The sequence below is a fragment of the Rhodopseudomonas sp. BR0M22 genome (assembly GCF_010907035.1).
Classification (GTDB): Bacteria; Pseudomonadota; Alphaproteobacteria; order Rhizobiales; family Xanthobacteraceae; genus Rhodopseudomonas.
On the sequence record NZ_QUMK01000001.1, the window covers coordinates 67,965 to 91,438 of the forward strand.

The 23,474-nt window shown below is 63.4% G+C and carries 17 protein-coding genes, 1 tRNA gene and 1 pseudogene; 5 read left to right on the plus strand and 14 right to left on the minus strand.

The features are described from left to right. Positions 1-20: 20 nt before the first annotated feature. Complete coding sequence (locus tag DY468_RS00320; protein ID WP_246700834.1) at positions 21-905, minus strand: DUF6662 family protein; 885 nt, start codon at positions 903-905, stop codon at positions 21-23. Positions 906-1,295: 390 nt separating this feature from the next. Here DY468_RS00320 and DY468_RS00325 point away from each other — a divergent pair, with 390 nt between their 5' ends. Further along, positions 1,296-1,778, plus strand: coding sequence for a Dps family protein (locus DY468_RS00325; protein ID WP_164601289.1), 483 nt, complete (start codon positions 1,296-1,298; stop codon positions 1,776-1,778). Between the two features lie 60 nt (positions 1,779-1,838). Here DY468_RS00325 and DY468_RS00330 read toward each other — a convergent pair whose 3' ends face one another. Further along, entirely contained in the window at positions 1,839-2,888 is a 1,050-nt protein-coding gene (locus DY468_RS00330) for a polysaccharide deacetylase family protein (protein ID WP_164601291.1), read from the minus strand. A 127-nt stretch (positions 2,889-3,015) separates the two neighbouring features. Here DY468_RS00330 and DY468_RS00335 point away from each other — a divergent pair, with 127 nt between their 5' ends. Further along, positions 3,016-4,224, plus strand: a complete 1,209-nt coding sequence (locus DY468_RS00335; RefSeq protein ID WP_164601293.1) for a GNAT family N-acetyltransferase — start codon at positions 3,016-3,018, stop codon at positions 4,222-4,224. Positions 4,225-4,251: 27 nt separating this feature from the next. Here the strand turns inward: DY468_RS00335 and DY468_RS00340 are convergent, their stop codons facing one another. Next, entirely contained in the window at positions 4,252-6,612 is a 2,361-nt protein-coding gene (locus DY468_RS00340) for a GumC family protein (protein WP_164601295.1), read from the minus strand. Between the two features lie 270 nt (positions 6,613-6,882). On the opposite strand from DY468_RS00340, the gene DY468_RS00345 reads away from it, so the two are divergent. Further along, a complete protein-coding gene (locus tag DY468_RS00345; protein WP_164601297.1) occupies positions 6,883-8,022 on the plus strand; it encodes a glycosyltransferase family 4 protein in 1,140 nt (379 codons plus the stop codon). A gap of 112 nt (positions 8,023-8,134) precedes the next feature. Continuing rightward, positions 8,135-9,691 (plus strand): undecaprenyl-phosphate glucose phosphotransferase, encoded by a 1,557-nt coding sequence (locus DY468_RS00350; protein ID WP_164601299.1) that lies wholly within the window; start codon positions 8,135-8,137, stop codon positions 9,689-9,691. Positions 9,692-9,850: 159 nt separating this feature from the next. Here the strand turns inward: DY468_RS00350 and DY468_RS00355 are convergent, their stop codons facing one another. From DY468_RS00355 to DY468_RS00365, 3 genes are all read right to left on the minus strand, one after another. Further along, positions 9,851-10,645, minus strand: coding sequence for a DUF169 domain-containing protein (locus DY468_RS00355; RefSeq protein WP_164601301.1), 795 nt, complete (start codon positions 10,643-10,645; stop codon positions 9,851-9,853). Beyond that, a complete protein-coding gene (locus tag DY468_RS00360; RefSeq protein WP_164601303.1) occupies positions 10,638-12,542 on the minus strand; it encodes a potassium transporter Kup in 1,905 nt (634 codons plus the stop codon). The genes DY468_RS00355 and DY468_RS00360 overlap by 8 nt, the downstream gene beginning before the upstream one ends. Before the next feature lie 189 nt (positions 12,543-12,731). Next, the gene (locus tag DY468_RS00365) at positions 12,732-13,700 is read right to left on the minus strand and encodes an SDR family NAD(P)-dependent oxidoreductase (RefSeq protein ID WP_164601305.1); all 969 of its coding nucleotides are present in this window, start codon (positions 13,698-13,700) and stop codon (positions 12,732-12,734) included. A gap of 222 nt (positions 13,701-13,922) precedes the next feature. Between DY468_RS00365 and DY468_RS00370 the strand changes: the two genes are divergently transcribed. Beyond that, the gene (locus DY468_RS00370) at positions 13,923-14,240 is read left to right on the plus strand and encodes a hypothetical protein (RefSeq protein WP_164601306.1); all 318 of its coding nucleotides are present in this window, start codon (positions 13,923-13,925) and stop codon (positions 14,238-14,240) included. Positions 14,241-14,353: 113 nt separating this feature from the next. Here DY468_RS00370 and DY468_RS00375 read toward each other — a convergent pair whose 3' ends face one another. The 8 genes and pseudogenes from DY468_RS00375 to DY468_RS00410 form a co-directional block, all read right to left on the minus strand. Further along, positions 14,354-14,791 (minus strand): hypothetical protein, encoded by a 438-nt coding sequence (locus DY468_RS00375; protein ID WP_164601308.1) that lies wholly within the window; start codon positions 14,789-14,791, stop codon positions 14,354-14,356. A 153-nt stretch (positions 14,792-14,944) separates the two neighbouring features. Continuing rightward, positions 14,945-17,041, minus strand: coding sequence for a TonB-dependent siderophore receptor (locus tag DY468_RS00380; protein WP_164601309.1), 2,097 nt, complete (start codon positions 17,039-17,041; stop codon positions 14,945-14,947). Positions 17,042-17,502: 461 nt separating this feature from the next. Further along, complete coding sequence (locus DY468_RS00385) at positions 17,503-19,797, minus strand: TonB-dependent receptor (RefSeq protein ID WP_164601311.1); 2,295 nt, start codon at positions 19,795-19,797, stop codon at positions 17,503-17,505. Positions 19,798-20,430: 633 nt separating this feature from the next. Then, a pseudogene (locus DY468_RS00390) lies at positions 20,431-20,589 on the minus strand (transposase); the annotation flags it as partial. 129 nt (positions 20,590-20,718) lie between these two features. Then, positions 20,719-21,189 carry a hypothetical protein gene (locus DY468_RS00395; protein ID WP_164601314.1) on the minus strand — a complete coding sequence of 157 codons (471 nt, stop codon included), beginning with the start codon at positions 21,187-21,189 and terminating at the stop codon, positions 20,719-20,721. A gap of 627 nt (positions 21,190-21,816) precedes the next feature. Further along, positions 21,817-21,894 (minus strand) — tRNA-Pro (locus DY468_RS00400). 345 nt (positions 21,895-22,239) lie between these two features. Further along, complete coding sequence (locus tag DY468_RS00405) at positions 22,240-22,962, minus strand: MerR family transcriptional regulator (protein WP_164601315.1); 723 nt, start codon at positions 22,960-22,962, stop codon at positions 22,240-22,242. A 14-nt stretch (positions 22,963-22,976) separates the two neighbouring features. Further along, complete coding sequence (locus DY468_RS00410; RefSeq protein ID WP_164601317.1) at positions 22,977-23,333, minus strand: integration host factor subunit alpha; 357 nt, start codon at positions 23,331-23,333, stop codon at positions 22,977-22,979. Positions 23,334-23,474: the final 141 nt, after the last annotated feature.

The window sequence follows — 23,474 nt, forward strand, 5'->3', positions numbered from 1 at the left end:
GACGCGCAGTACGTGCTGGCTCAGAACAGATAGTTGAACCGCAGCATCGCCTGGTGCCGCTCGAAATCGTCGAGATCGAGATGGCGCGGATCGTTGCAGGCCTTGCCGGCGATCTGCGTGCTCCAGGTGCCAGACAGGCCGATTTTCTCAGTGAGATGCGTCGAGAAGGTCGGGCCGACATAAACCGCGTCCCCCGAGAACCGGTCGAGGCCGAGCCCCTCATAGGCCCGCACGTAGCGCGCCTCGACGCCGACGATCAGTGTCGAATTGACCTTGTAGGACAGCGCGCCCTGCACGGCGAACTCGGAATCGTGCGACCAAGTGTTGGTAAGATCGCGTGTGGCGCCGCCCGAGTACCAGAGATTGAACGCAGCGAACAGCTTGCCGCGGATCAGCTCCTTGTCCATCAGCGCGGCGAATTCGGTGCCGTAGATTTGCGCATCGAAGCCGGTGAGCTCGTCGACCCGATTCCAGCCCGGCGCCGCATGCAGCGTCAGCCCGAACGGCATCACGTCGCGGTCGAGTACTTTGTAGCGGAACTCCATCGAGGCGCCGGCGATGGCGTTGCGGTGGTTATCGATCATGTCGGGCACGCCGCTGATCTGAGTCGATGCGAAGCTGACGCCAGGCGCGACGCGGAAATTGTCGGTCAGGGTGAACTTGACCTGCGACAGTACGCCGATGCCGGTGTAGGAGCCGAACCGCCGCCCGAACCGGCCGACATTCTCGATCTCAAGTTCGATCTCGCCCTTCTTGCCGATGTCCGAGCCCATGCTGAAGCCGAAGATGTGCTCGGTGTCGACGTCGTCGTGCGTTGCTTCGACTGGCGCAGAGAGCGCCCGTGCAGTTGCGGCCGGCGACGATTCCGCCACGTAGGACAGCCAGCCCGGCAAGTCCTCTGCCATTGCGGTGGACGCCCCCGCGCCCATCGCGGCCAGCAATCCGATCGCTGAGATGAGCGACGCTTTCAGTCTCGTGCCCCGGTCGCCGCAGCGCCGCGACGCAGTCAAATGCGCAAACATGTGTAGCCCCCGATGAATTCCATCGGTCGACTAACTGCAACTGAGAACGCCTCGCGGTCAAAGCATTTTGTTTACAGGCCCTGTAACGGCAAAACGCCTGAGAATTGATTGATGACAATGATTAGTAGTTGCGTACCGCGCCATAGTGAACGCCATCGCGACGAAGGTCTTTCCGCCGCCGGAAACGGTCGCGGGATCACCGTGATACTGCTCAACGGTATTTATCTACAGCCGCCGGCTAAGAGCCGGCGTGCATCCCAACAAGGACTGGACATGACCAAGCCTGCAAAGATCAACATCGGTATTCCCGAAGACAAGCGTGCCAAGATCGCCGACGGCCTGTCGCGCCTGCTCGCCGACTCCTACACGCTGTATCTGATGACCCACAATTTCCATTGGAACGTCACCGGGCCGATGTTCAACACGCTGCATGCGATGTTCATGACGCAGTACACCGAGCAGTGGACTGCACTCGATCAGATCGCGGAGCGGATCCGTGCGCTCGGCTTCCCGGCACCGGGGACCTACAAGGAATTCGTCAAGCTCGCCTCGATCGCCGAGGTCGAAGGTCAGCCCAAGGCGATGGAGATGGTACGGCATCTGGTCACCGCGCAGGAAGCCACCGCCCGCACCGCGCGCGAGCTGTTCCCGCTGGTCGAAGATGCCAATGATCAGCCGACAGCCGACCTTTTGACCCAACGCCTCGACGTCCACGAGAAGACCGCCTGGATGCTACGCAGCCTGCTGGAGGATTGATCGGACACCAACTCCATGCGCGGCCCGAGGGAACCGTCTTCGGGCCGCGGCACGGTCCCGCTATCCGTTGTCGTTCCGTCCGATCCGCCTCGCCGCACTCGGCATCAGGCCGGACAGGACGACCCTCAAGGCGTGCAGCGAACGCTGCCGGCCGTCCCAGGCGATCCGCGGCAGCGCGAATCGATCGACCGGGCCCGGTCCGATCACGCCGGGGATCGAGGTCATCGCCGCGGCGAGGCCCGTTTGTCGAGCCATGGCGACGTGCTCGGCGCCGAAGCTGCGACGATCGCCGAACGGGAACGCGAAATGACGCGCGTCCCGGCCAAGCGCCGCCTGCAGCACCCTGCGCCCCTTCGCGATCTCCGTCTCGGCGGCGGCATTCGGCAGATTGGCAAGCACGGGGTAACTGACCGTGGCACTGCCGATGGTGACGTTAGGATCGGCGGCGAGACGGCTGAGTTCATCCCAATCCATCACCGCTTCACGCGTCACCGCGGCAAGGTCCACCGCGTAGCGCTTGCATAGATCCTCGATTGCGGCGCTCAGCGCCGGCGGCGGCATCGTGCGCAGCCAGCCGGCAAGGAAGTGAAACACCTGCGTCTTGGCGGCGACCGTCTTGGTGTCGAACTGTCGTTCGTTGTCGCCGATCAGGAGCGCGATCCGATCGGCGCGCGCGATCACCTGCTCGAGCGCCAGCCACCACGCCTCGCCGACGCCGTCGGGAAACGCAGTCGGCAGATACACGGTGAACGGCACGCGGTGGCGCGCCAGGATCGGATAAGCGAAAGTGGCAATGTCGCGCGAGCCGCCGTCGAAGGTGAGGCAGACGAAGCGTCCCGGTGCGCCGCTCCGGCCAATCCGTGCGCAGACCTCGTCGGCCGAGATCACCGGGCAATTCCAGCGCGACAGCGCACGCAGCAGAGCATCGAGAAACTGCGGCGTGATCTCGCGCCCTCGCAGCGGCTGAAACCGCTGGCGCCGCGCGGGGCGGACCCGGTCGAACCGCAGCACCACGCCGCTGCCGCGTCCGCGCGCTTCGGAAGCCCGCGCGATGCCGCTGAAATGAGCGAATTGCAGCCGTGCCGCCGTCCACCAGCCGTTATTCGACAAGGCTATGTCCTCGCGGTGCGGTGTGCGGCTACGGTTTCGCTGTTGGTCATTACGCTTTGTTGAGATTTGTTTGTAAAGGTTCGCACGGCTCGAATTGCGCCCTTGCCTGTTTTCATTGGATCGCCGGATGACGATGATGGCCGTGCTGACCGAAGCCCGGACCGCCGATCGCGCGGCTGCGACGCAGAGCAGGATCGCCCGCGTCGACATGGTGCGCGATCTCGCGCTCGCCGAGCCGACTTGGCGCGCGCTCGAACACTCCGGCGGATACTTCTCGCCCTATCAGCGGTTCGATTTCCTGAATGCCTGGCAACGCCATGTCGGCAGCGCCGAGCGGATCGAGCCGTTCGTCGCGATCGCGCGCGACGCCGACGATCGACCTCTGCTTCTGCTACCGCTTGGTGTCGAACGCAAATTCGGCATCGGCGTGGCGAGCTTTCTCGGCGGCAAACACGCCACTTTCAACATGCCGTTATGGCGCCGTGATTTCGCCGCCTCAGCCGATACGCGCGACCTCGACGCGCTGCTGAGCGGACTTCGTACCGCCGGTGATGTCGACGTGCTCGCCCTGCTGCAGCAGCCGCTGCGCTGGAACGACCTCGCCAATCCGCTGGCGCTGCTGCCGAACCAGCCTTCGGTCAACGACTGCCCGGTGCTGCTGCTGCCGGCCGGGGCCGCGCCGAACGACCTCGTCAGCAATTCGATGCGCCGCCGGCTCAAGGGCAAGGAACGCAAGCTGCAGGACCTGCCCGGCTATCGTTACGGCCAGGCACGGACCCCGGCCGACATCGACCGTCTGCTCGACGCGTTCTTCCGGATCAAGCCGGTGCGGATGGCGGCGCAGCATTTGCCGAACGTGTTCGCCGATCCCGGCGTCGCCGATTTCATCCGCGAGGCCTGCGCCGCCGAGCTTCCCGGCGGTGGCCGCGCGATCGAGATCCACGCGCTCGAGTGCGACGACGAGATGATCGCGATCTATGCCGGCGTCGCCGACGGCAGCCGCTATTCGATGATGTTCAATACCTACACCCTGTCGGATGCCGCGCGGTACAGCCCTGGCCTGATCCTGATGCGTCACATCATCGATCACTACGCGGCGCGCGGCTATTGCTTCATCGATCTCGGCATCGGCTCGGACGACTACAAGAAGATATTTTGCAAGGATCTCGAGCCGATTTTCGACAGCCACATCGCGCTCAGCCCTCGCGGCCGCGTGGCCGCCGCAGCACTCGCCGCGGTCGGCCGCGGCAAGCACATGGTTAAGCACAGCCCGGCGATGATGCAGCTCGTGCGGCGGTTGCGCGGCGCGCTGCCGACCAAGGCCGTCCAGCCCTGAGGCCCCTCTCGGCGCCGTTTGCGGAGGCTACGCAGCGGCGGTGCGCGGACCGTTCACGCTCGGATCAATCGGGTCGGCGGCTCGGCGCAACATCGTCACTTCGGAAAATCCGACCGCAACCAGCTGTTCGGCCATCTTGGCGCGGTCTTCGCTCGTCATCGTCGGTGCCGGCACGACTGCGGCCTGTGCTTGGGATGTCAGCAACTCCGCCGGCAGATCGGACGCGGTTCCAGCATCGAGCAGCACATGGTCGTAGACCCGCATCAGCGCGTCGATGGCGAGTGCCAGCCGGGGCGAATGCAGCAGCATCCGGTCGAAGCCCGGCCTTCCGGCGCTGACCAGATGCAGCGTCGAGGCACGATCGCGGGTGATGATCTGGCCGAAAGCGGCCTCGCCCAGCATCAGTTCCGCTAGTCCCGGTGCTGCCGGATCGATTGAAGCGGCCTTGAGCATCTCCGATGACTCCGACAGATCGATCAGCACCACTTTGGCATCTTGCGCCAGATGACGGGCCAGGACCAAGGCAGTCGTCGTCACCGAATCGGTGTCACCGGTGCCGAGCACGGTGAGTTTGCGTCCCCCCTCGCCGGCTCCACGCAGGCGCTCAGCGAGCGCGTCGATCTCGCCGGTCGGCGCCACTCGAGCTGGTGGAGGCGCCGCGGCAACGGCCGGGGGAACCTCCGGGGCGGCGGCGAAGGCCGGGGCAGCCGGCATAGCGGGAGCAACCACGGGCGGCTCGACGGCAGCGGCAGTGCTCGTCGGTCGCAGCTCGGGCTCGACCATTGCGGATGCAGCAACCTCGCGGCCGCGCGGCTGGGTCATCCGAAGCAATTCCCCCGTCGCGATGCCGCCCGTGCTCAGCAGCAGCGTCGCCAGTGTCGCGATCAGCACGATCGGCAGCTTCTTCGGATAGGCCGGCGTATTCGAGACGATGGCGCGAGAGATGATGCGCCCGTCCGCCGGGCTCTGGTCAATGCTCTCACGGGTGGTCGCCTCGCGATACTTGGCCAGATAGGTCTCCAAAAGATCGCGCTGCGCCTTGGCCTCGCGCTCCAGCGCGCGGAGCTGGACGTCCTGGCCGTTGGTCGCCGAAGCCTGCTTCTTCAACTGATCGAGGCTCGCGGACAGATTCTCGACCCGGCTGCTGGCGATCCGAGCATCGTTTTCGAACGAGCGCGACAGCTTCACCGCCTCGTCGCGGAGCTGCTGGTCGAGATCGGAGAGCTGCGCTTTCAGCTCCTTGATCCGCGGATGGCCGCCGAGCAGCGTCGAGCTTTGTTCGGCGAGCTGCGCCCGCAGCGTCACCCGCTGTTCGGACAACCGGCGCATTAGTTCGGAGTTCAGCACTTCGGAGGCCTCGATCGGGCCGCCGGTCTTCAGCATTTCCTTGATCAGCCGCGCCTTGGCTTCGGCGTCGGACTTCAGCGCGCGGGCATTGGCAAGTTGGGCGTTGATGTCGCCGAGCTGCTGGTTCGACAACGTGGTGTTGTTGTTGCCGATGAACAGGCTCGACTGGGAGCGGAACGCCTCAACCTTGTCCTCGGCTTCGGAGACCTTCTTGCGCAGCGAGTCGATTTCGCCGGACAGCCATTGCACCGCCGCCTTTGCTTGCGCCTGGCGCACGTTCTGCTGCAGCACCAGATATCCGTCGGCAATCGAGTTGGCCACGCGCGCGGCGAGTTCGGGATCCTCCGACTGGAATTCGATCACCATCACCCGCGACTTGTCGACCGCATAGGCTGTCAGCCGCTCGTAGTAAGCGTTGAGCACCCGCTCTTCCGGCGACATCGCGAACGGGTCGCGGCCGATTCCGATCAGCGCCAGCAGCGATTTGATCGGATTGATTCCCTTCAGCACCGGGTCGAATTCGGGCCGTGCGGCGAGCTTGTTCTTCTTGATGATTTCGAGCGCGAGTTCGCGCGACAACAGAAGCTGAACCTGGCTTGTCACCGCTTCGGGATCGACCGCGTTGCGCTGCTCGTCGCGATCGCCGCTCGGACGCAGAAAACTGTTTTCGCGGCCGTCGATCAGAATCCGAGCTTCCGATTTGTAGCGTGGCGTGATCAGGTTGACGATCGCAAGCGACAGCACCAATGCCAGCAGGGTCGGCGCGATGATCAGATGCTTTTTGCGGGCGAGCGCCTGGCCAATCAGCCGGATGTCGATGTCGCCGTCAGCGAGCAACGGAGCTGGCTGGTCCGAGGACGGCGCCCGAGCCGGCGAGCGCTTGAAGATCGCCTGCTTCGGTGCAGAGCCCCGCGCTTCGGCGACCAAACCGGGAGACGCCTTGGTGTCGGCGGCTGGGGTGTCGGGTTTCGAGGCCGCTGCGCGCGCAACCGTGGTCTTCGCCGTGCCGTCCTTGTTCCGGCGCCAGAACGCGATCCGCATTGCATACTCCTAGATGACGCGACCGAGCCTTCTATTTCGCCTCCAACTACAAACCATTAAGGTTGCTGCGCGGTTAATCTCGACGAATGAGTGTAACTCATCCATGGTATCGACAAAGGCATTTACACGCTTTGTTAACCACGAAAGTCGCTAAGCTGAATCGCCTTTTTCGGATTGATCCATGCGCATCGCCCCCGCATTGAACGCGTCTCTTGCCGCCGCACCCCGTTGGGGCAGCTGCAGCGCGGCTGTGCGTGGGGCTGGGGTTCGATGACCTCTTCTGCGCAGGAGCGACCACTGCGAATCGTGCATGCGGTGCGCGCGCCGGTCGGCGGAATCATCCGCCACATTCTCGATCTCGCCAACGGCCAGGCCGACCGCGGCCATCAGGTCGCGCTGATCACCGACAGCCTCACCGGCGGAGATCGCGCCGCAGCAGCGCTCGACGAGATCGCCCCGAAGATGAAGCTCGGCGTCTATCGGCTGCCGATCCGGCGCGAGCCGAGCGTCACCGACCTGTTCGTGTGGGGCAGGTTTGTCCGCCTGATCGCCGGGCTGAAGCCCGACGTGCTGCACGGCCATGGAGCCAAGGCCGGCGTGTTCATGCGGATCGTGCCGCGGCCCGCCGGCTCGATCCGCGTCTACACGCCGCACGGCGGTTCGCTGCACTACCCGCGCTCGACTTGGCGGGGCCAGCTTTACAGCCGGCTCGAGCGGCTCTCGATGAATCGGACCGAACTATTTCTGTTCGAAAGCGAATTCGCCCGCGCCACCTACCAACGGATGATCGGCAAACCCGAGGGGTTGGTACGCTGCGTGTTCAACGGTGTCACCGCCGGCGAATTCGATCCCATCGCACTCGCGCCTGACGCCACCGACGTCTGCTACGTCGGCGAGTTCCGACATATCAAAGGCGCCGACCTCCTGGTCGATGCGATTGCACGTTTGCGTACAAAAGGCCGGCGTGTGACTCTGACGCTCGGCGGCGACGGCGAAGAGACCGAAGCGCTGAAAGCCCAGGTGGCGCGGCTCGATCTTGGGGCCGCCGTGCGCTTCATCGGCCATGTCAAGGCGCGCCACGGCTTCGCGCAGGGCCGTCTGCTGGTGGTGCCGTCGCGCGGCGATTCCATGCCGTATGTGGTGATCGAGGCCGCAGCCGCCGGCGTCCCCATGATCGCCGCCGATGTCGGTGGCATCCCGGAGATCTTCGGCCCCGAGCATCGTCCAGCACTGTTCGCACCCAACGATCCGGCCGCGATGGCGGCTGCAATCGCCGCCGCGCTCGACGATCCGACGACCGCTCGCGACCGCGCGAAACTTTTGCGCGAGCGGATCTTCCTGCACTTTTCGCAGAAGGCGATGGTCGAGGGCGTGCTCGCCGGCTACCGCGCGGCGCTGGCCAAACAGTGAATCTATACCGTGGCGCTAACCGTTTCTTGCAATTTTTACGTTAACTGCCGAACCGGGCGATTTTGCCGGACGACCTAAGCGTCATACCGGCCAAAGATACGGAATTGAGCATATGGAGCCGATCAGCGCACGCTCGATGATCAGCGCTGCTGCGAAGGGAGCCGCGGTCACAACCAACGAAGGTACACGGCGCGTCGAGCGGCGCAAGCGACTGTCGCCGGCCGCCCTCGCCGTCGCCAACGAGAAGGTGCAGCCCGCCTATTCGCCGATCGTGATCGCAGGCTCGGTGCGGTTGGCCGATTTTCTGACGATCGCTGCGGTCGGCATTGCGCTGTACTTCGCGATCGTCGTGCATCGCAATGGGTTCTCCTGGGAGTACATAGCCGCCATTTTCGGCATCACGCTGACCGCGATCGTCGCCTTCCACGCGGCCGACCTGTACGAGGTCCAGCTTTTCCGCGGCACGCTGAAGCAGACGACGCGGCTGATTTCGGCGTGGTCGTTCGTATTCCTGCTGTTTATCGGCGCGTCGTTCTTTGCAAAACTCGGCGGCGAGGTGTCGCGGCTGTGGCTCGGCTCGTTCTTCTCGTTAGGTCTGATCGCGCTGATTGGCGAACGAATGGCGGTGCGCGCACTGGTCCGACGCTGGGGGCGCGAAGGCCGGCTCGATCGACGCACCGTAATCGTCGGCGGCGACGACAATGGTGCCCGGTTGATCGAGGCGCTGAAGGCCGAACACGCCGACGCCTCCGACATCCACATCCTCGGTGTATTCGACGACCGCAACGACGCCCGCTCGCAATCCACCTGCGCCGGTGTCCCGAAGCTGGGCAAGATCGACGACATCCCCGAATTCGCGCGACGCACACGGGTCGATCTCGTGCTGTTTGCACTGCCGATCTCAGCCGAAACCCGAATTCTGGCAATGCTGAAAAAGCTGTGGGTGTTGCCGGTCGACATCCGACTATCGGCGCACACCAACAAGCTCAGATTCCGGCCGCGCGCTTATTCCTATGTCGGCAAAGTGCCGACGCTCGACGTGTTCGAGGCGCCGATCACCGATTGGGATCTGGTGATCAAGCAGGTGTTCGACCGCGTCGTCGGCGGATTGATCCTGCTCGCCGCCGCGCCGGTGATGGCGCTGGTGGCGCTGGCGATCAAGCTCGACAGTCCGGGCCCGGTGCTGTTCCGGCAGAAGCGGTTCGGCTTCAACAACGAGCGCATCGACGTGCTCAAGTTCCGTTCGATGTATCATCATGAGGCTGACCCCACCGCCTCCAAGGTCGTCACCCGCAACGATCCGCGCGTCACCCGCGTCGGCCGCTTCATCCGCCGCACCAGTCTGGACGAGCTGCCGCAATTGTTGAACGTGGTGTTCAAGGGCAATCTGTCGCTGGTCGGCCCGCGCCCGCATGCGGTGCTGGGCAAGCTGCAGAGCCGGCTGTTCGACGAAGCCGTGGACGGCTACTTCGCCCGCCACCGCGTCAAGCCCGGCATCACCGGCTGGGCGCAGATCAACGGCTGGCGCGGCGAGATCGACAACGAAGAGAAGATCAAGAAGCGCGTCGAGTTCGACCTGTACTACATCGAGAACTGGTCGGTGCTGTTCGACTTCTACATCCTGCTGAGAACGCCGTGGGCGCTCCTGAAGGGTGAGAACGCTTACTGAGGCGCTCGCTTCACGCGCTGTCCCCAGACCGTCATTCCGGGGCGCCGCGCAGCGGCGATCCCGGAATCCCGAGATTGTCGAAACGTCGTACCTTCCCCGCGTCGAGATTCCGGGTTCGCTCGCGTTCGCGAGCGCCCCGGAATGACGGGGCTAAGAGAATTACTTACTCGCATACGAAGCGCCCATCCCGGCTCGAACGTCGGCCTGGATGCCGTAGGGCGCGATCGGGTAGCGCAGGCCGTTCTTGGCGAGCTGCTTCATGCCCTCGATGGCTTTGGCCAGATGCGCCGGGCTCAGCGCCATCAGCATCTCTTCGTCCGGTACGCCGCCGTAGCGGCGTTCGGCGAAGCACGGCAGCGACAGGCTCGGCTCCCCGGTCTTCAGCGCCCTGCCCCAGGAGTCGGCGCAAGCAGTCTCGCCGACCACGCTCCATTCGAACTTCTTGTAACCCGCATATTGCAGACCGTTGATCAGGATGATCATCTGCCCGGGCGTCGCATAGACGAGGCAGATATCCGGCGGATCGAGCCGGCCACTGGTCAGCGGCGACACCGCCATCGCCTGATGCTGGCCAAATGGAACGACGTCGAGCGCATGCTGCCGCGCGCTGGCATCCTCCGGCGTGGCGTGCCAGACCCCGACATAAGAGCGGCCTGCGAGCCATTGCTCGTTTTGCGGGGCGAGGCCGATCACCGCGCGGCACTGCTCGCCGACCAGGTCGGCGGCGGTGATGCCGACGGTCCAACCGAGACGCGACGCCATCGATACGATCTGGTCGGTGGTGTGGATGGCGTTCGGCCGGCGGATCTTCGGCACCGCCTGCATCTCGGCGGCCGTGGCGAACATCTTCATGCCGATCACGGTGGTTTTCAGCCGCAGCAGCGCGTTGAGATCCGCGACCAGCGCGGCATAGTCGAAGGTTTCGCCCTGCTCTGCTGCTCCGCCGTCAGACATTGATCTGCATCCCCACTTCGACCGCGCGTCCGGTTGGAATCCGGAAGTACAAGCTCGCATCGTCGGACCATTTTGCCATGTTGGTGAACAGCAAGCTCTGCCAGCGCGGCATTTCGGACGGCACCGCCGGACGAATCACCCGGCGTGACAGGAAGAACGACGTGCTCATGATGTCGAATGCAAAATCGCGCGTGGTGCAGGCCGCCATCGCCTTCGGCACGTTGGGGCTCTCCATATAGCCGAACCTCAGCACCATCCGCGAGAACCGGTCGTTGACGATCTCGACGCTGCTGCGCTCGCTCTCGGGAACGCGCGGCACGTCCTCGGTAACGACGCGCAGGATCACGTTTTTCTCGTGCAACACCTTGTTGTGCTTGAGATTGTGCATCAGCGATGTCGGCGTCGAGTTCGGATTGCCGGTGAGAAACACCGCGACGCCGCGGACCTTGCTGATCGACGACGAATGCGAGATCGAGGCGATGAAATCGTCGAGGTTGACCTCGTCGCGCACGGTCTTCTTGGCAACGATCTTGAGGCCGCGCCGCCAGGTGATCATCACCCCCATCAGGCCGACGCCGATCAACAGCGGGATCCAGCCGCCCTCGAAAATCTTCAGCATATTGGCCATCAGGAAGATCAGATCGACTGCGAGAAACGGCGCGATGATCAGCGCCGAAGTCGCGACCGACCAGTGCCAGCACTTGCGCATCACGAAATACGCCATGATGCTGGTGATCATCATCGTGCCGGTCACCGCGATGCCGTAGGCCGAGGCCAGCGCGCTCGACGATTTGAACGCGAACACCAGATAGAGCACTGCGATCAACAACAGCCAGTTGGCACGCGGGATGTAGATCTGGCCCTTCTCGGTCTCGGAGGTGCGGCGGATATCCATCCGCGGCAGCAATCCGAGCTGGATCGCCTGCTGGGTCAGCGAATAGGCGCCGGAGATCACCGCCTGGCTGGCGATGATGGTCGCCGCGGTGGCGAGGCCGACCATCGGCAGCAGCGCCCATTCGGGAAACAGGAAGAAGAACGGGTTTTCGAGCTTTTCCGGATGATCGAGCAGCAGCGCGCCCTGCCCCAGATAGCACAGCGCCAGCGCCGGAAACACCACCACGAACCACGCCAGCCGGATCGGCTTGCGGCCGAAATGGCCCATGTCGGCGTACAGCGCCTCGGCGCCGGTGACAGTCAGGAACACCGCGCCCAGCGCGACCAGCCCGGCGCGGCCGTGATGCAGCAGAAAGTCGATGCCGTAGATCGGGTTGACCGCGCTGAGGACGGTCAGGTCGCTGGCGAGATTCATGATGCCGCCGAACGCGATCACGCCGAACCACAACAGCATGATCGGACCGAACCAGGCCGCAACCGCCGCGGTGCCGCGGCTCTGCACGACGAACAGGCCGATCAGGATCGCCATCGACAGCGGCAGGATATAGGGGTCGAAAGCCGGCTCGACCAGCTTGAGGCCTTCCACCGCCGACAGCACCGAAATCGCCGGGGTGATGATGGCGTCGCCGTAGAACAGCGCGGCGCCCGCCATGCCGAGCAGCGAAATCGTCGCAAAGCGGCGATGCATCACGTGCTGCAGCAGCGCCATCAGCGTCAGCGTGCCGCCCTCGCCGTGATTGTCGGCGCGCATGATCAGCAGCACGTATTTCAACGTGACGATGATCGTCAGCGTCCACAGCATCAGTGACATCACGCCGAGCACCATCGGCCGTGTCAGCGCCCCGCCGGCGGCAGCTGCGGTGAGGCTCTCCTTCAGCGCGTAAAGCGGGCTGGTGCCGATATCGCCGTAGACCACGCCGATCGAGCCCAGCGACAGGGACAGAAAAGAACTCGGGCGATGGGCCGGCAGCACGACGTGTGGCGTGGAAAGAGCCTCGCTCATGAAAGGAACCCCTAAAAAGGCCAGTACCGAATTCTGCGACAGCTATATTTCAAGTCTCCTCACGTGAGTATCTCCCATGCCACTTGCATCGCCGATAAGTACTTCAACGAGGTGGAAGATGAACGGTCCTTTATGGGTCCTTTATGTCGGCGCCCCGTTTTCGGGGCGGCGCCGGTCGCCTGCAACCGTTTAACCCAGCTTCCAGCCGACCTCCGTGGCGAAGGTTTGGTAGAATTCGATCTCATAGGCGCGCTCCGGCGTGGCACGCACGCGGGCGTCGAGCGCATGGGCATCGTCGCCGACCAGAATGCGCCAGTCGCCGCGGTGCACGCCGTCGAGGATGGTCCGGGCGGCCGCTGCTGCGCTGGTCGGGGCGTCTTCCAGGAAGCTGCGCGCCCGCTCCTTCGCCATCGCGCGAAGATCATCGTCGGAGGTCTGCGATAGATCGATTCCGGCCGCCGACAGCCGCTGCCTCATGCCGGCGACCTCTTCGGCACTGAGTTCGTCCGTCTGATCGCCGGTCTGAATCCGGCGCGAATTGCTGACGATCGAGGTGCCGATGTGGCCCGGCATCACCACCGAGCAACGCACATGCGGCGCATTCAGCCGTAGATCGCCGATCAGCGCCTCGGAAAATCCCTTCACGGCGAATTTGGCGGCACTGTAGGCGGTGTGCGGAGCCAATGGGCCGATCGAAGCCCAGAAACCATTGACGCTCGAGGTATTGACGATGTGGCCCTCGTCGGCCGCGATCAGCATCGGCAGGAAAGTGCGGGTGCCGAGATACACGCCGCCCCAGCAGATGTTGAAGGTGCGCTCCCATTGCTCGCGGGAATTGGCGATCATACTGCCGCCACCGCCGATCCCGGCATTGTTGAACAGCAGATGGATGCAGCCGGTAGCATGCTGGGCGGTGACCTCGTCGCGGAACCGCTGCATCTGGGCTTCGTGGGAAACGTCGACGACGTGGGTGGTGATCCGGACGCCCTGCGGCAGGCCGTCTGCCTCGCACAGCCGCCGTGTCTCATCCATCGCGGCTTGCGAAACGTCGCAGATCGCGACGTGGCAGCCTTCGGCGACGAGCTGGCGGGCGAGTTCGCGGCCCATGCCCGCGCCGCCGCCGGTGATCACGGCAATCCTGCCGGCGAAATCCTTCATGGTCGCGTCGTCCCTTCCCGTTTTTTGGTGCGCGCCGGTTCGAGCCGGAGCTGCATGGGCGAGCTTAGCTGCAGGCCACAGCTTGCGCGAGTCCATCGCGAGGCATTGCAGCGGGCCTGCATTCGTCGTCAGGCGCGTCCCGGACAGCGCCGTGCTTTTGCGATTCGGCGAATTGCCCTAGTCTTACGGGCAGATTCAGTCGATCCTTATGGAGTCCCGAGCATGCTGGCAGCCACCCTTCAGACCGCAGCGTTTCTGTTCCTGCTGCTGGTCGCGCTTCTGGTGTTTTCGGTGTTCGTCGCCTTCACGGCGCCGCCGCTGACCAGGTCACCGAAGCCCGGCTTCACCACGGTGCTGATGTATTTCGCCGCCGAGCTCGCCGCGCTGATCGTGGCGATCTGGCTGGTGGTGCAGGTGTCGTCGTTCGAACTGCTGCCGGTGTTGATCGCGCTGGCGATTGCCGCGGTGGTGTTCGCCCCGCAGCTCGTCGCCAAGATCCCCCTGCCGGAGCCGGTCGCCGGATTTCTCGGGCGCAAGTAATCCCGCTGCGGAGCCTGCCCGTGCCGCGCGGCGGGTCAGGCCAAGCAGAACTCGCCACGATGCTGGAAAACCGCCCTCCGGGGCGGTTTTCGTTTGTGGGGGGAAAAGCGAACTCAGTGGGCGTGCGCGCGGCGTATCCGGGCGATCGCGCCGGCGGTGATCTGCATCGTCACGCCGGCGAGCCAGCCGATCAGGATCAGCGAACTCCACGCCGTATGCAGATTGAGCCGTAGCACCACGGCACTGACCGACACGAACGCCGCCAGCGTTGCGAGAAAAGTGCCGAACGCGCTGAGAAACTCGGCGGCGTCGATCTTGCCTCGAGCACGGCTTTCTTCTTCCGCGTCGTGGAACGGCAGCGGCGGGATGTCGATGCCGAGATAGAACCCGATGGCTCCGAGGCCGATCATGCCCAGCAGGAAGCCGATCGTGGTCAGCGCCACAAAGCTGGTGCCGACATGGGCGCCGACGAACGTGCCGCATGCCGCCCCGGCCAGCGCCAGCCCGGTACGCTCGAGAAAATGGGCCGCCTTGCGGACACGAAATCGCATCATCGACTCCTCGCTTGCCGCGATGCAGCGAGGTTATGACATTTCGATGAAGCGCGGAAGGATGCCGGATGGTCGCGGCAAACCACAAATGCGAAGCATCCGCGGACACGCAAGACGACCATCCGGGCCGGCAGCAGTCTCGAACGCTCCGCCCTACCAGCGATAGCGAAGCGTGCCGATCACCGTGCGCCCCTGGCTGAGATAGCAATAGCCGGCATTGCACACTGCGATCTGATCATCGGCGATGTTGTTGGCGTTGACCGACGCCTGGAAGCCGGCAAACTGCCGCGAAAGCTTGCCGAGATCATAGCGCATCGCCAAGTCGACCAGCGTATAGGCGCTGTTGCGAGAGGTGTTCGCATTCGAGGTCCAGGTCGAATCGACATAGCGCACGCCCGCTCCGAGCCCGAGGCCGTCGAGCGGACCGTTCAGGAACGAATAGTTCAGCCAGCTCGAGGCGGTGTGCTTCGGGGTTACCGCCGGCACCTTGTTCAACTCGCTGGCGACCGTGGTCTTGGTGATTTCGGCGTCGGCAAACGTATAGGCCGTCACCGTCTCCAGTTCCGGCGTCAGCCGCGCCCTCGCTTCGAGCTCGAAGCCCTGGACGTGAATCTCACCGACCGAGGCGTAATAGGCGACGCCGTTGACATAGCCAGCGAGCTTCGCCGCGTTTTTCTCTCTGAGGTCGTACACCGAGGCGGTCAGCAGCACATCGGCGCGCGGCTGATATTTCACTCCGCCCTCGAACTGCTCGCCTTCCGACGGCGCCAGGACACTGCCGTCGATCGCCATCGACGTCGACGGCTGGAACGAGGTGGCGTAGCTGACATAGGGGGCGACGCCGTTGTCGAAGTGATACAGCAACCCCGCGCTGTATGAGAACGCAGAATCGTTGCGCTGGCCGGTGACCGCGTTGGTGTACGTGTTGATTCGCGTCTGATCGGCCCAATCGTGCCGTCCTGCAAGCGACAGGTGCCAACCGCCGAGTTGCATCTGATCCTGGAGATAGACCCCGATCTGCTGTTGGGTCGAGCGCGAGCCGGAGGTGTAGGCGGGCGTCACACCGGCGATTCCATAGATCGGGTTGGTGATGTCCAGCGCGTAAATCGACTGCACGCCACTGCCGCCGAATTTGAAATCCCAAACGTTGTGATCGTAGTTCAAGCCGGCAAGGACCCGATGCACCACAGGTCCAGTGGCGAAATCCGCTTGCAGATTGTTGTCGGTCTGCCAGCTGGTCTGCTCGTCACCGACCGCATAGGCCGCCCGATCGTAGATCGACGTGGTCGAGTTGGCGAAGCTCCCGCTGAGATAGCGCGAATCCGTCTTCAGATTGGAGAACCGCGTATGCTGACGGAAAGTGAAGACCTCGTCGAAGCGGTGCTCCAGCTTATACCCGGTCTGCACCTGCTGCAGCTTCAGATAGTCGTATTTGGGATCGCTGGCGCGCAGATACCGGCCGTTGACGGTCAGCAATTTGCCGTTGCGATTGAGCGCGGCGACGCTGGCATCGGTTTCGTCTTTCTGCAGCAAGGCGTAGGTCGTCAGCGTGGTGTCCAGCGTCGGACGCCAAGTCAGCGACGGCGCCAACATAAGACGTTGGTCGGCGACGTCGAAGTTGGTCTCGCCACTGCGGGCGACACCAACCAGTCGATACAGCAGCGACTTATCGGGATTGGCTGCGCCGCCGATGTCGAACGCGGTCTGAAACCGATCGAACGTGCCGGCCTGAATCGCAATCTCGTTGACTTGATTATCGACTGGAAATTTCGAGCGCCGATCGACCAGTCCGCCGGGCACCGATTGCCCGTACAGCACCGCTGCGGGCCCCTTGATGACTTCGACGCTGTCAAGTTGGTACGGTTCGGTACGAAAAGTCGAGAAACCTGCCGGGAACTGCTTCAGCCCGTCGCGGAAGTCGCCGAGTGTGGTTGTCGCGAAACCGCGGATGTAGATCTGATCGAACCTTGGATCGTAGCCGAACGCGCCGGTGGTGACGCCGGCGGAATAGCGCACCGCTTCCGGAATGCTGGTGACGCCGCGATCGTCGAGTTCCTTGCGATCAATGACGCTGACCGAACGCGGCGTATCGATCAGAGCCGTGTTCGTCTTGGACGCTGAACTCGCCTGCCCGGCGACATAACTATGATCGCCGGCATAGAGTCGCTCGTTGACCGAAGGGGCCGGCGCAGCCCGCGGCGGATTTTGCGCCGCGCTTGTCCGGCGCGCGGCCCGCGCAGTCGTCCGCAAACTCGTCGTCGATGCACTGCGCGCGCGCTGTTGTTGCTGAGGAGCATCGACAGTCACTGCAGGTAGGTTGGATTGCGCCCGCGCCTCTTGCGCTAAGTCCGTCGCCAGCGCGATCAGGCTGACCGAACATAGCAGAAGGCCCTGCGTCACGGATTGTCTTGTTTGCGGCTTCATATTCACGTCCCAATTGCTGCCGGCAATGCCAGCTTGCTTGGTCGTGTAACCTGGCGGCCAATTCGACGCACGATACGAGGCGGTAGAATTTATCTAGAAGACAAGCCGCCAACTAATAACTTCGGATTCGCGAAACAATTAGACATGTTTTGTCATCGATTGGCGTCTCGCGACGACGCTCGGTCTCGACATCTTCCAACGTTGAGCAACGCCTATCGACAGGCTACCTGTCGCCTGAAAGGCTGCCGCGCCGCCGCAACAGCGGCGCGGCTGTCAGGCCTTCTGGATCAGAAGTTGAACGTCGTCGACACCAGATAGGTCCGTGGCGCGCCGAGCCCGATCGCGCTGCCGCTGTAGGACGACGCGTAGTAAGCGACGTTCTCCACGTTCTCGATCGCAGCCCGCACCACGATCGGCTTGCCGTTCCAAGGCGACAGGAAGGTGTACCGGGCTCCGAGATCGAACCGCGTCCACGCCGGCAGCACCTGGGTATTGGCGGCGTTGGCATAGGTCCAGCCGGTGTGGATCACGCGGCCCGTCAACGTCAGGCCGTCGACGCCCGGCACGTCGACCTCGGCGCCGAGATTGACGTTGACCCGCGCAACGCCGGGCGCACGATTGCCGTCGTTGAGGCCTCTGTCGGTCTTTTCCAGCACGCCGTCCATGAACGTGGCGCCGCCGAGCAGCCGCAGGCCCGGCGCCAGTTCACCGAACATGTTGAGTTCGGCACCCCGGTTGCGCTGCTCGCCGTCAGCCGACAGCGTCAGGAATCCGTTCGCACTCGACACGATCGTGCTTGGCTGCTTGATCTCGAACAGGCTGCCGGTGACACTGATCTTGCCGAAATCCACCTTGACGCCGGTTTCAACCTGCTTGGTCTGGAACGGCGGAAACACTTGGTTGGTGTTGGTGTAGCCGACTCCCACGGTCGTGCCGGGCTGCAGCCCTTCGATGTAGTTGGCGTACAGCGTGACGTTCGACAGCGGCCGGATCAGCAGCGCATAGGCGGGGCTCCAGGCGGCACCGTCCTGCCCGGTGGTGATGCCGGTGAGCAGATCGGTCGAGCTGTTGCTGACGTGCTGACGGCGGACGCCGACCACGGCCTGAACGCCGCCGTTCAGGATCGACATCGTGTCCGCGGCCCCGACGCTCCACTGCTTCAGGCTGACAGAGTTGCTGCTCGGGATCGAGAACAACGGCTCGGGGATCGCTTTGTAATTGTAGATATTCGATCCGACGAGACCGTTAGCAGCCAGATAGGAGTTCTCGTTCGGGCGATCGAAAACCCCGTAGTTCACCACGAATTTGTGGTTGATCGGTCCGGTGTCGGCCTCGCCGCGTAGCCCGACTTCACCGGTCTTGGCCGTGAACGTCTGTTCGCCGGCGAACGGGCGCGAGCCATAGTCGCCCGACTGGTTGATGATGGTCGGCGACAGGAACTTGAAATCGATCTTGGCCTGATGATACCCGGCCGCGCCGTACACCGTGAGGCCGGGCGTGACGTCGACTTCGGCCTTGACCGTGGCGAAGGTGTCCTTCGGTTTCCAATACGCCCAATCCGGAATCGCGTTGGAGCTCGCCGCGGGCGCCGGCGGCAGCGGCACAACGCTCGACTGGAAACTGAAGAACCGGATCGGCGGATTCAGGTTGTTGGCCTGATAACCGACATCGGCCGAGACCCGGACGTTCTCGCCGCGATAATCCAGACCCAGCACGGCGTTACCGAATTCGCTGCTCTGCCGGTCGAACGGCGTCTTGCCGTCGCTGTAGCTGCCGTTGAAGCGGACGCCCCACTCCTTGTGCTCGCCATAGCGCCGCGCGACATCGGCCTGCAGGCCGAATTGCGAGCGCGACGCGTAGGTCGCGGTCAGCCGGGTGATGTCGTAATCCGGCGCCTTCTTGGTGACGAGATTGATGCTGCCGCCGACCGCGCCGAGCGGCGAGATGCCGGTGAGCAGTGCGGTCGGGCCTTTCAGGATCTCGACCCGTTCGATGAAATTGGCTCCGACGCTCCAGAACGGTGCCATTCCGTACATGCCGTTGAGCGCCAGATCGCCGACGTCGTAGTAGAAGCCGCGGATGAAATAGCCGTCCTGTCCGCCGCCGGCGGACGTCACCGCGCGCACCGAGGGATCGTTGGCGACGACGTCGCGGATCGTGCGCGCCTGCTGATCCTGCATCAGCTTGGCGGTGTAATTGGTCTGGCTGAATGGCGTGTCGAGCAGGCTGCGATTGCCGAGGAAACCGACCTGCCCGCCACTCGCGACCTGGCCGCCCGCGTAGCTCGCCGGCAGCGCGCCGAGCGTGCCGGTCGACGGCGTTACATAAGGCACCGGCGCGACCGGCGCAGGCGGTCGCGCATCCCGGCGCGCGGCGACGCGCCGCGTGGTGGCGGCGCGCGTGCTGGCGGCCGGACGCGCGGTGCGCGCCCGCTCGGCGCGCGGCGCATCGACGGTGACGGCCGGCAGATTGGATTGCGCGTGTACAGCTTGCGGAATTTGAATCGTCAGCGCGACCGCGCCGACCGTGCAGAGCAGAAGAGTTCGCCCTGTCGCTTTTGTTGTTGTTTGAAACATGCCCATGCCCCGATGTTGCTGGGAGGCCCAGCTCCATCGCTGCTGTAATCGAGCACATCCATCCGGACACGAGGTCGCAGTATGGAATACCTCCAGTTCACCACGCGCCTCGCACCAGCGAGCGCTTCGGCCTAGCGATTAGCTGACGTCAAATTCTCACATTTCCGCCAGCTGTTAGCGGACATCCCCGGTGCCCGCGATCATGCGGAGAAAGCGCCAGTGATGCGACAAACAGTCCTAATCGGCGACGTTTTGAATAGTTCTGAGAACTGTTACTTCAACGCGAATTATATCCGAACGATCGCCCGTCGATTGCAACCCGACGGATCGCCCCGGCTGTGAGTCAGCGACCTCGATGCCAAGAGACGATCGCGTCGAGCGGCCTCGCACATCATCATAAAGCGCACCCTCCAATCGGCGCGCCGGCATGGCTGGCAGTGCCACAAGCCCATCGCGCGACAGCCGCTCCAAGGCTTGAACGGCAACGCGCAGCGGACGGCTCGACACGGCAAGAAGGTGCCGGGATCGTGTCCCTTTGCGTGGTGTGGTTGGCGGCGGGTCATCGCGTTGGCAGAGTAGGTCCGGGCCGGTCAGTTGGCGAAGGCCCGTAGGCTGACGACGGGATCATCGCCGATCGGGGCGGACTATGGCGTCTTCGTTGGGGAAGATGCCGACCACCTCGGTGTACCGCTTGATCTCGCCGTTGAGCCGTTCGATTGGATTAGTCGAGTGCAGCTTGATGCGGTGCGCCGGCGAGAAGCTCATATAGGCCAGCACATCGAATTCGGCGTGATCTAGGGGGCCGCGAGCGAAGCTCGAATATCAGGCATTCACTCACTGCGGCGGCGAGGTGGTTGTGAGACTTTTAATGAGCAACCGAAGGCGCGAAAGGGAATTGAGAATCTAAGAGATACAGCACAGTGGTCACTACGCCGCTTTCACGAATGCGTCGTGTTTCTTTCCGTGATGACGCAGAAATTCGCGGATGCTGGCAAATGTATTTTTGTTTGCAAGAACGGGTTGCAGCAGTGCTCGCGCCTCTTGGCTTTTGTCGATGCGGTCGAACACGTCGAGCAGATAATGTTTCAACAATCGTCGAGACTCACCAAAGAAAATGTCGTCGAAGTAGATCGCGCAAGCGGCCTCTAGTTCGTTGACGAGGTTCGCGAAGTGATATTGCCGGTCCGCGTCCATTTGTGCCGCTCGAAAGAGCGTCCATTCCTGACGGAACGCCGCGTTCAGTGCGATCAGCGTTGCTGCAGAACCAGCGTTTCGACTCAGACGCAACTGGCGGCCAGCGTAGAGCAGCGCGATAATTCCGACTACCAATCCGACGATTGTCGCAAGGTTCGCCAGATTGCCCAGAGAGAAAGAATCGACCGTCTCGGCTGTTGGCACTACGGATTCTCTGACGAAGGCGGCGAAGGCGCTTTGTCACTAGACGGCGGCGGCGGCGGTGGAGGCGCTGGCATTGGTGCAAACGGAAGATGACTTACCGTCGCATTGTTTGTCGATATATCCCAAGAATCGTTGTTAATGAGCCGGCCCGTTAGTTCTCGTTCGTCATCCGGGATCATGGTCATCTCCATAATGGATCGTGCCCGTTCAGTCGATGGTAGAGTATAGCAGCCTACATCGCCCAAAAGAGGTAGCATCTTATCTCGGCGTTGCTTATGATCAGGGCGATCAATGACGTGCGGCAAGGTTGCGGCGTATGCACCGAAATGCTCCGGCGCCGGACATATCAGGGCTCGTCGCCTGAATAGGTCGGAGGATACGGGCTGATGTCCGGCTGCTCAGTGAGCCGCAAAGGCCGCCCGCATCGTGGCGTCGCGCACGACTGGCAAATGACAATTCAAGTTCCCGGATCGGCGTATCGCTCGGCGGGCGGAAAGCAATCAGCGCGAGGTTTGCGCGCATCCGGCACGAAGTAAGCTGCAGACTAAGAACCGGAAAAAGCCAGCGAAAAACCGATAGCTCTTTATGCCCACCCAGCGGAGTAGCGCCGCAGGCAGAGCCATTTAATGGTCGGAGCGAAAGGATTTGAACCTTCGACCCCTAGTCTCCCAGACTAGTGCGCTAACCGGGCTGCGCCACGCTCCGATGCCGTTTCGGCCCTGATGCTGTAGCGGCGATCGGTGCTTCGCGCAAGCTGCGGAGGATCAAATCCGAGACGTGTATGCTGAAGAATGTGACGTCGGACCAAGCTGGTTCGATTGGCGTGCAATCCACAGCACCGCCGTCTATTCCGGCAGTCCACGTTCGAACGGCATCATGCCCGGCTCTTCCCGGGCAGCCACGTCTTTGCCGAATCCACTTGTGCTCAAATGTTCTCGAACACGCACAATCGTGGTTGGCCGGGGCCAGCTAGATCGTCACAAAAGTTCCAGCCTAGCCTACGCTTAAAGGCGATTCTTGAGGTGATTGCTCAACCTTACCCGCCTGCCCTCAGCCGTCCTTGGCCGCGGCGTTGAGAAGTTCGCGGCAGGCGATCAGGTCGCTCAAGGCAGCGCGCAACGGGGCAAGATCGACCGGCGGTGCAGCCGCCGGCGCCTGGGCGGCCGGAAACTCGAGCGGCGGCAGATCGAACCGAGGCACACGGCCGGGCGCTGCCATCGCAGGAGCCGGGGGCGGCTCGACGGCGAAATCGTCGTCGTGGTCGTCCTCGTGATCGTCGAAATGTGGATCGTGGCGCGGTTCGGCGACAATCGTTCGGCGCGGCGCGGGTGCCGGCCGGTGGTCGGGCTCGGCCATCGCGGCGTGCAGATCGAGCCCCTCATCCTCGCCGTCGTAATCGTCGTCATCGGCATCGATCCCGCCGGGGATCGGCTCGAACTCTTCTTCCTCGGCGACCGAGCGCGTGATCGCCGCCTCGACCGCGCCGAAGCTGGCGTGGACCTCGGCATCAGCCAGTCGCTGCACCGATTTGATGCCGTGCTCTTTCAGGATCCGCTGCACGCCACGGATGGTGTAGCCCTCGCCGTACAGCAGCCGGCGGATGCCCTTGAGCAGATCGACATCGTCCGGCCGGTAGTAGCGCCGACCGCCGGACCGCTTCATCGGCTTGATCTGATTGAACCGCGTCTCCCAGAACCGCAGCACGTGCTGCGGAATGTCGAGCTCGGCTGCGACCTCGCTGATGGTGCGGAATGCGTCGGGTGCCTTGTCCAAAGGCCAGCTCCCCGTCAGCCGCCGGATGCGGTTTGTGCGGTGGTCTCTTCGGATTCTGTCGTCGAATCAGGCATCGCGCCATTGGCGTTGATGCGCTGCTTGAGGATCGCCGACGGCTTGAACACCATCACCCGCCGAGGCGAGATCGGCACCTCGGTGCCGGTCTTCGGGTTACGTCCGATGCGCTGCCCCTTCTGGCGGACCAGAAACGAGCCGAACGACGACAGCTTCACCGTCTCGCCACGCTCCAGACAGTCGGTGATCTCTTTCAGTACCAGTTCGACGAATGCCGACGACTCGGTGCGGGACAGTCCGACCTTCTGGTAGACCGCCTCGCATAGATCGACACGTGTGACTGTTCGTCCGGCCATCGCCTGCCCCACCTCACGGCGAAAGAAAATCTGCGCTGAAATTAAGAGGTTAACAACCGCCGGTCAACAGCGGCGGGTCTTAAAGCACCTCAAAGTTAGCACCGAACGCCATGGAAATACTGCTAAAATCTTACGCGCACA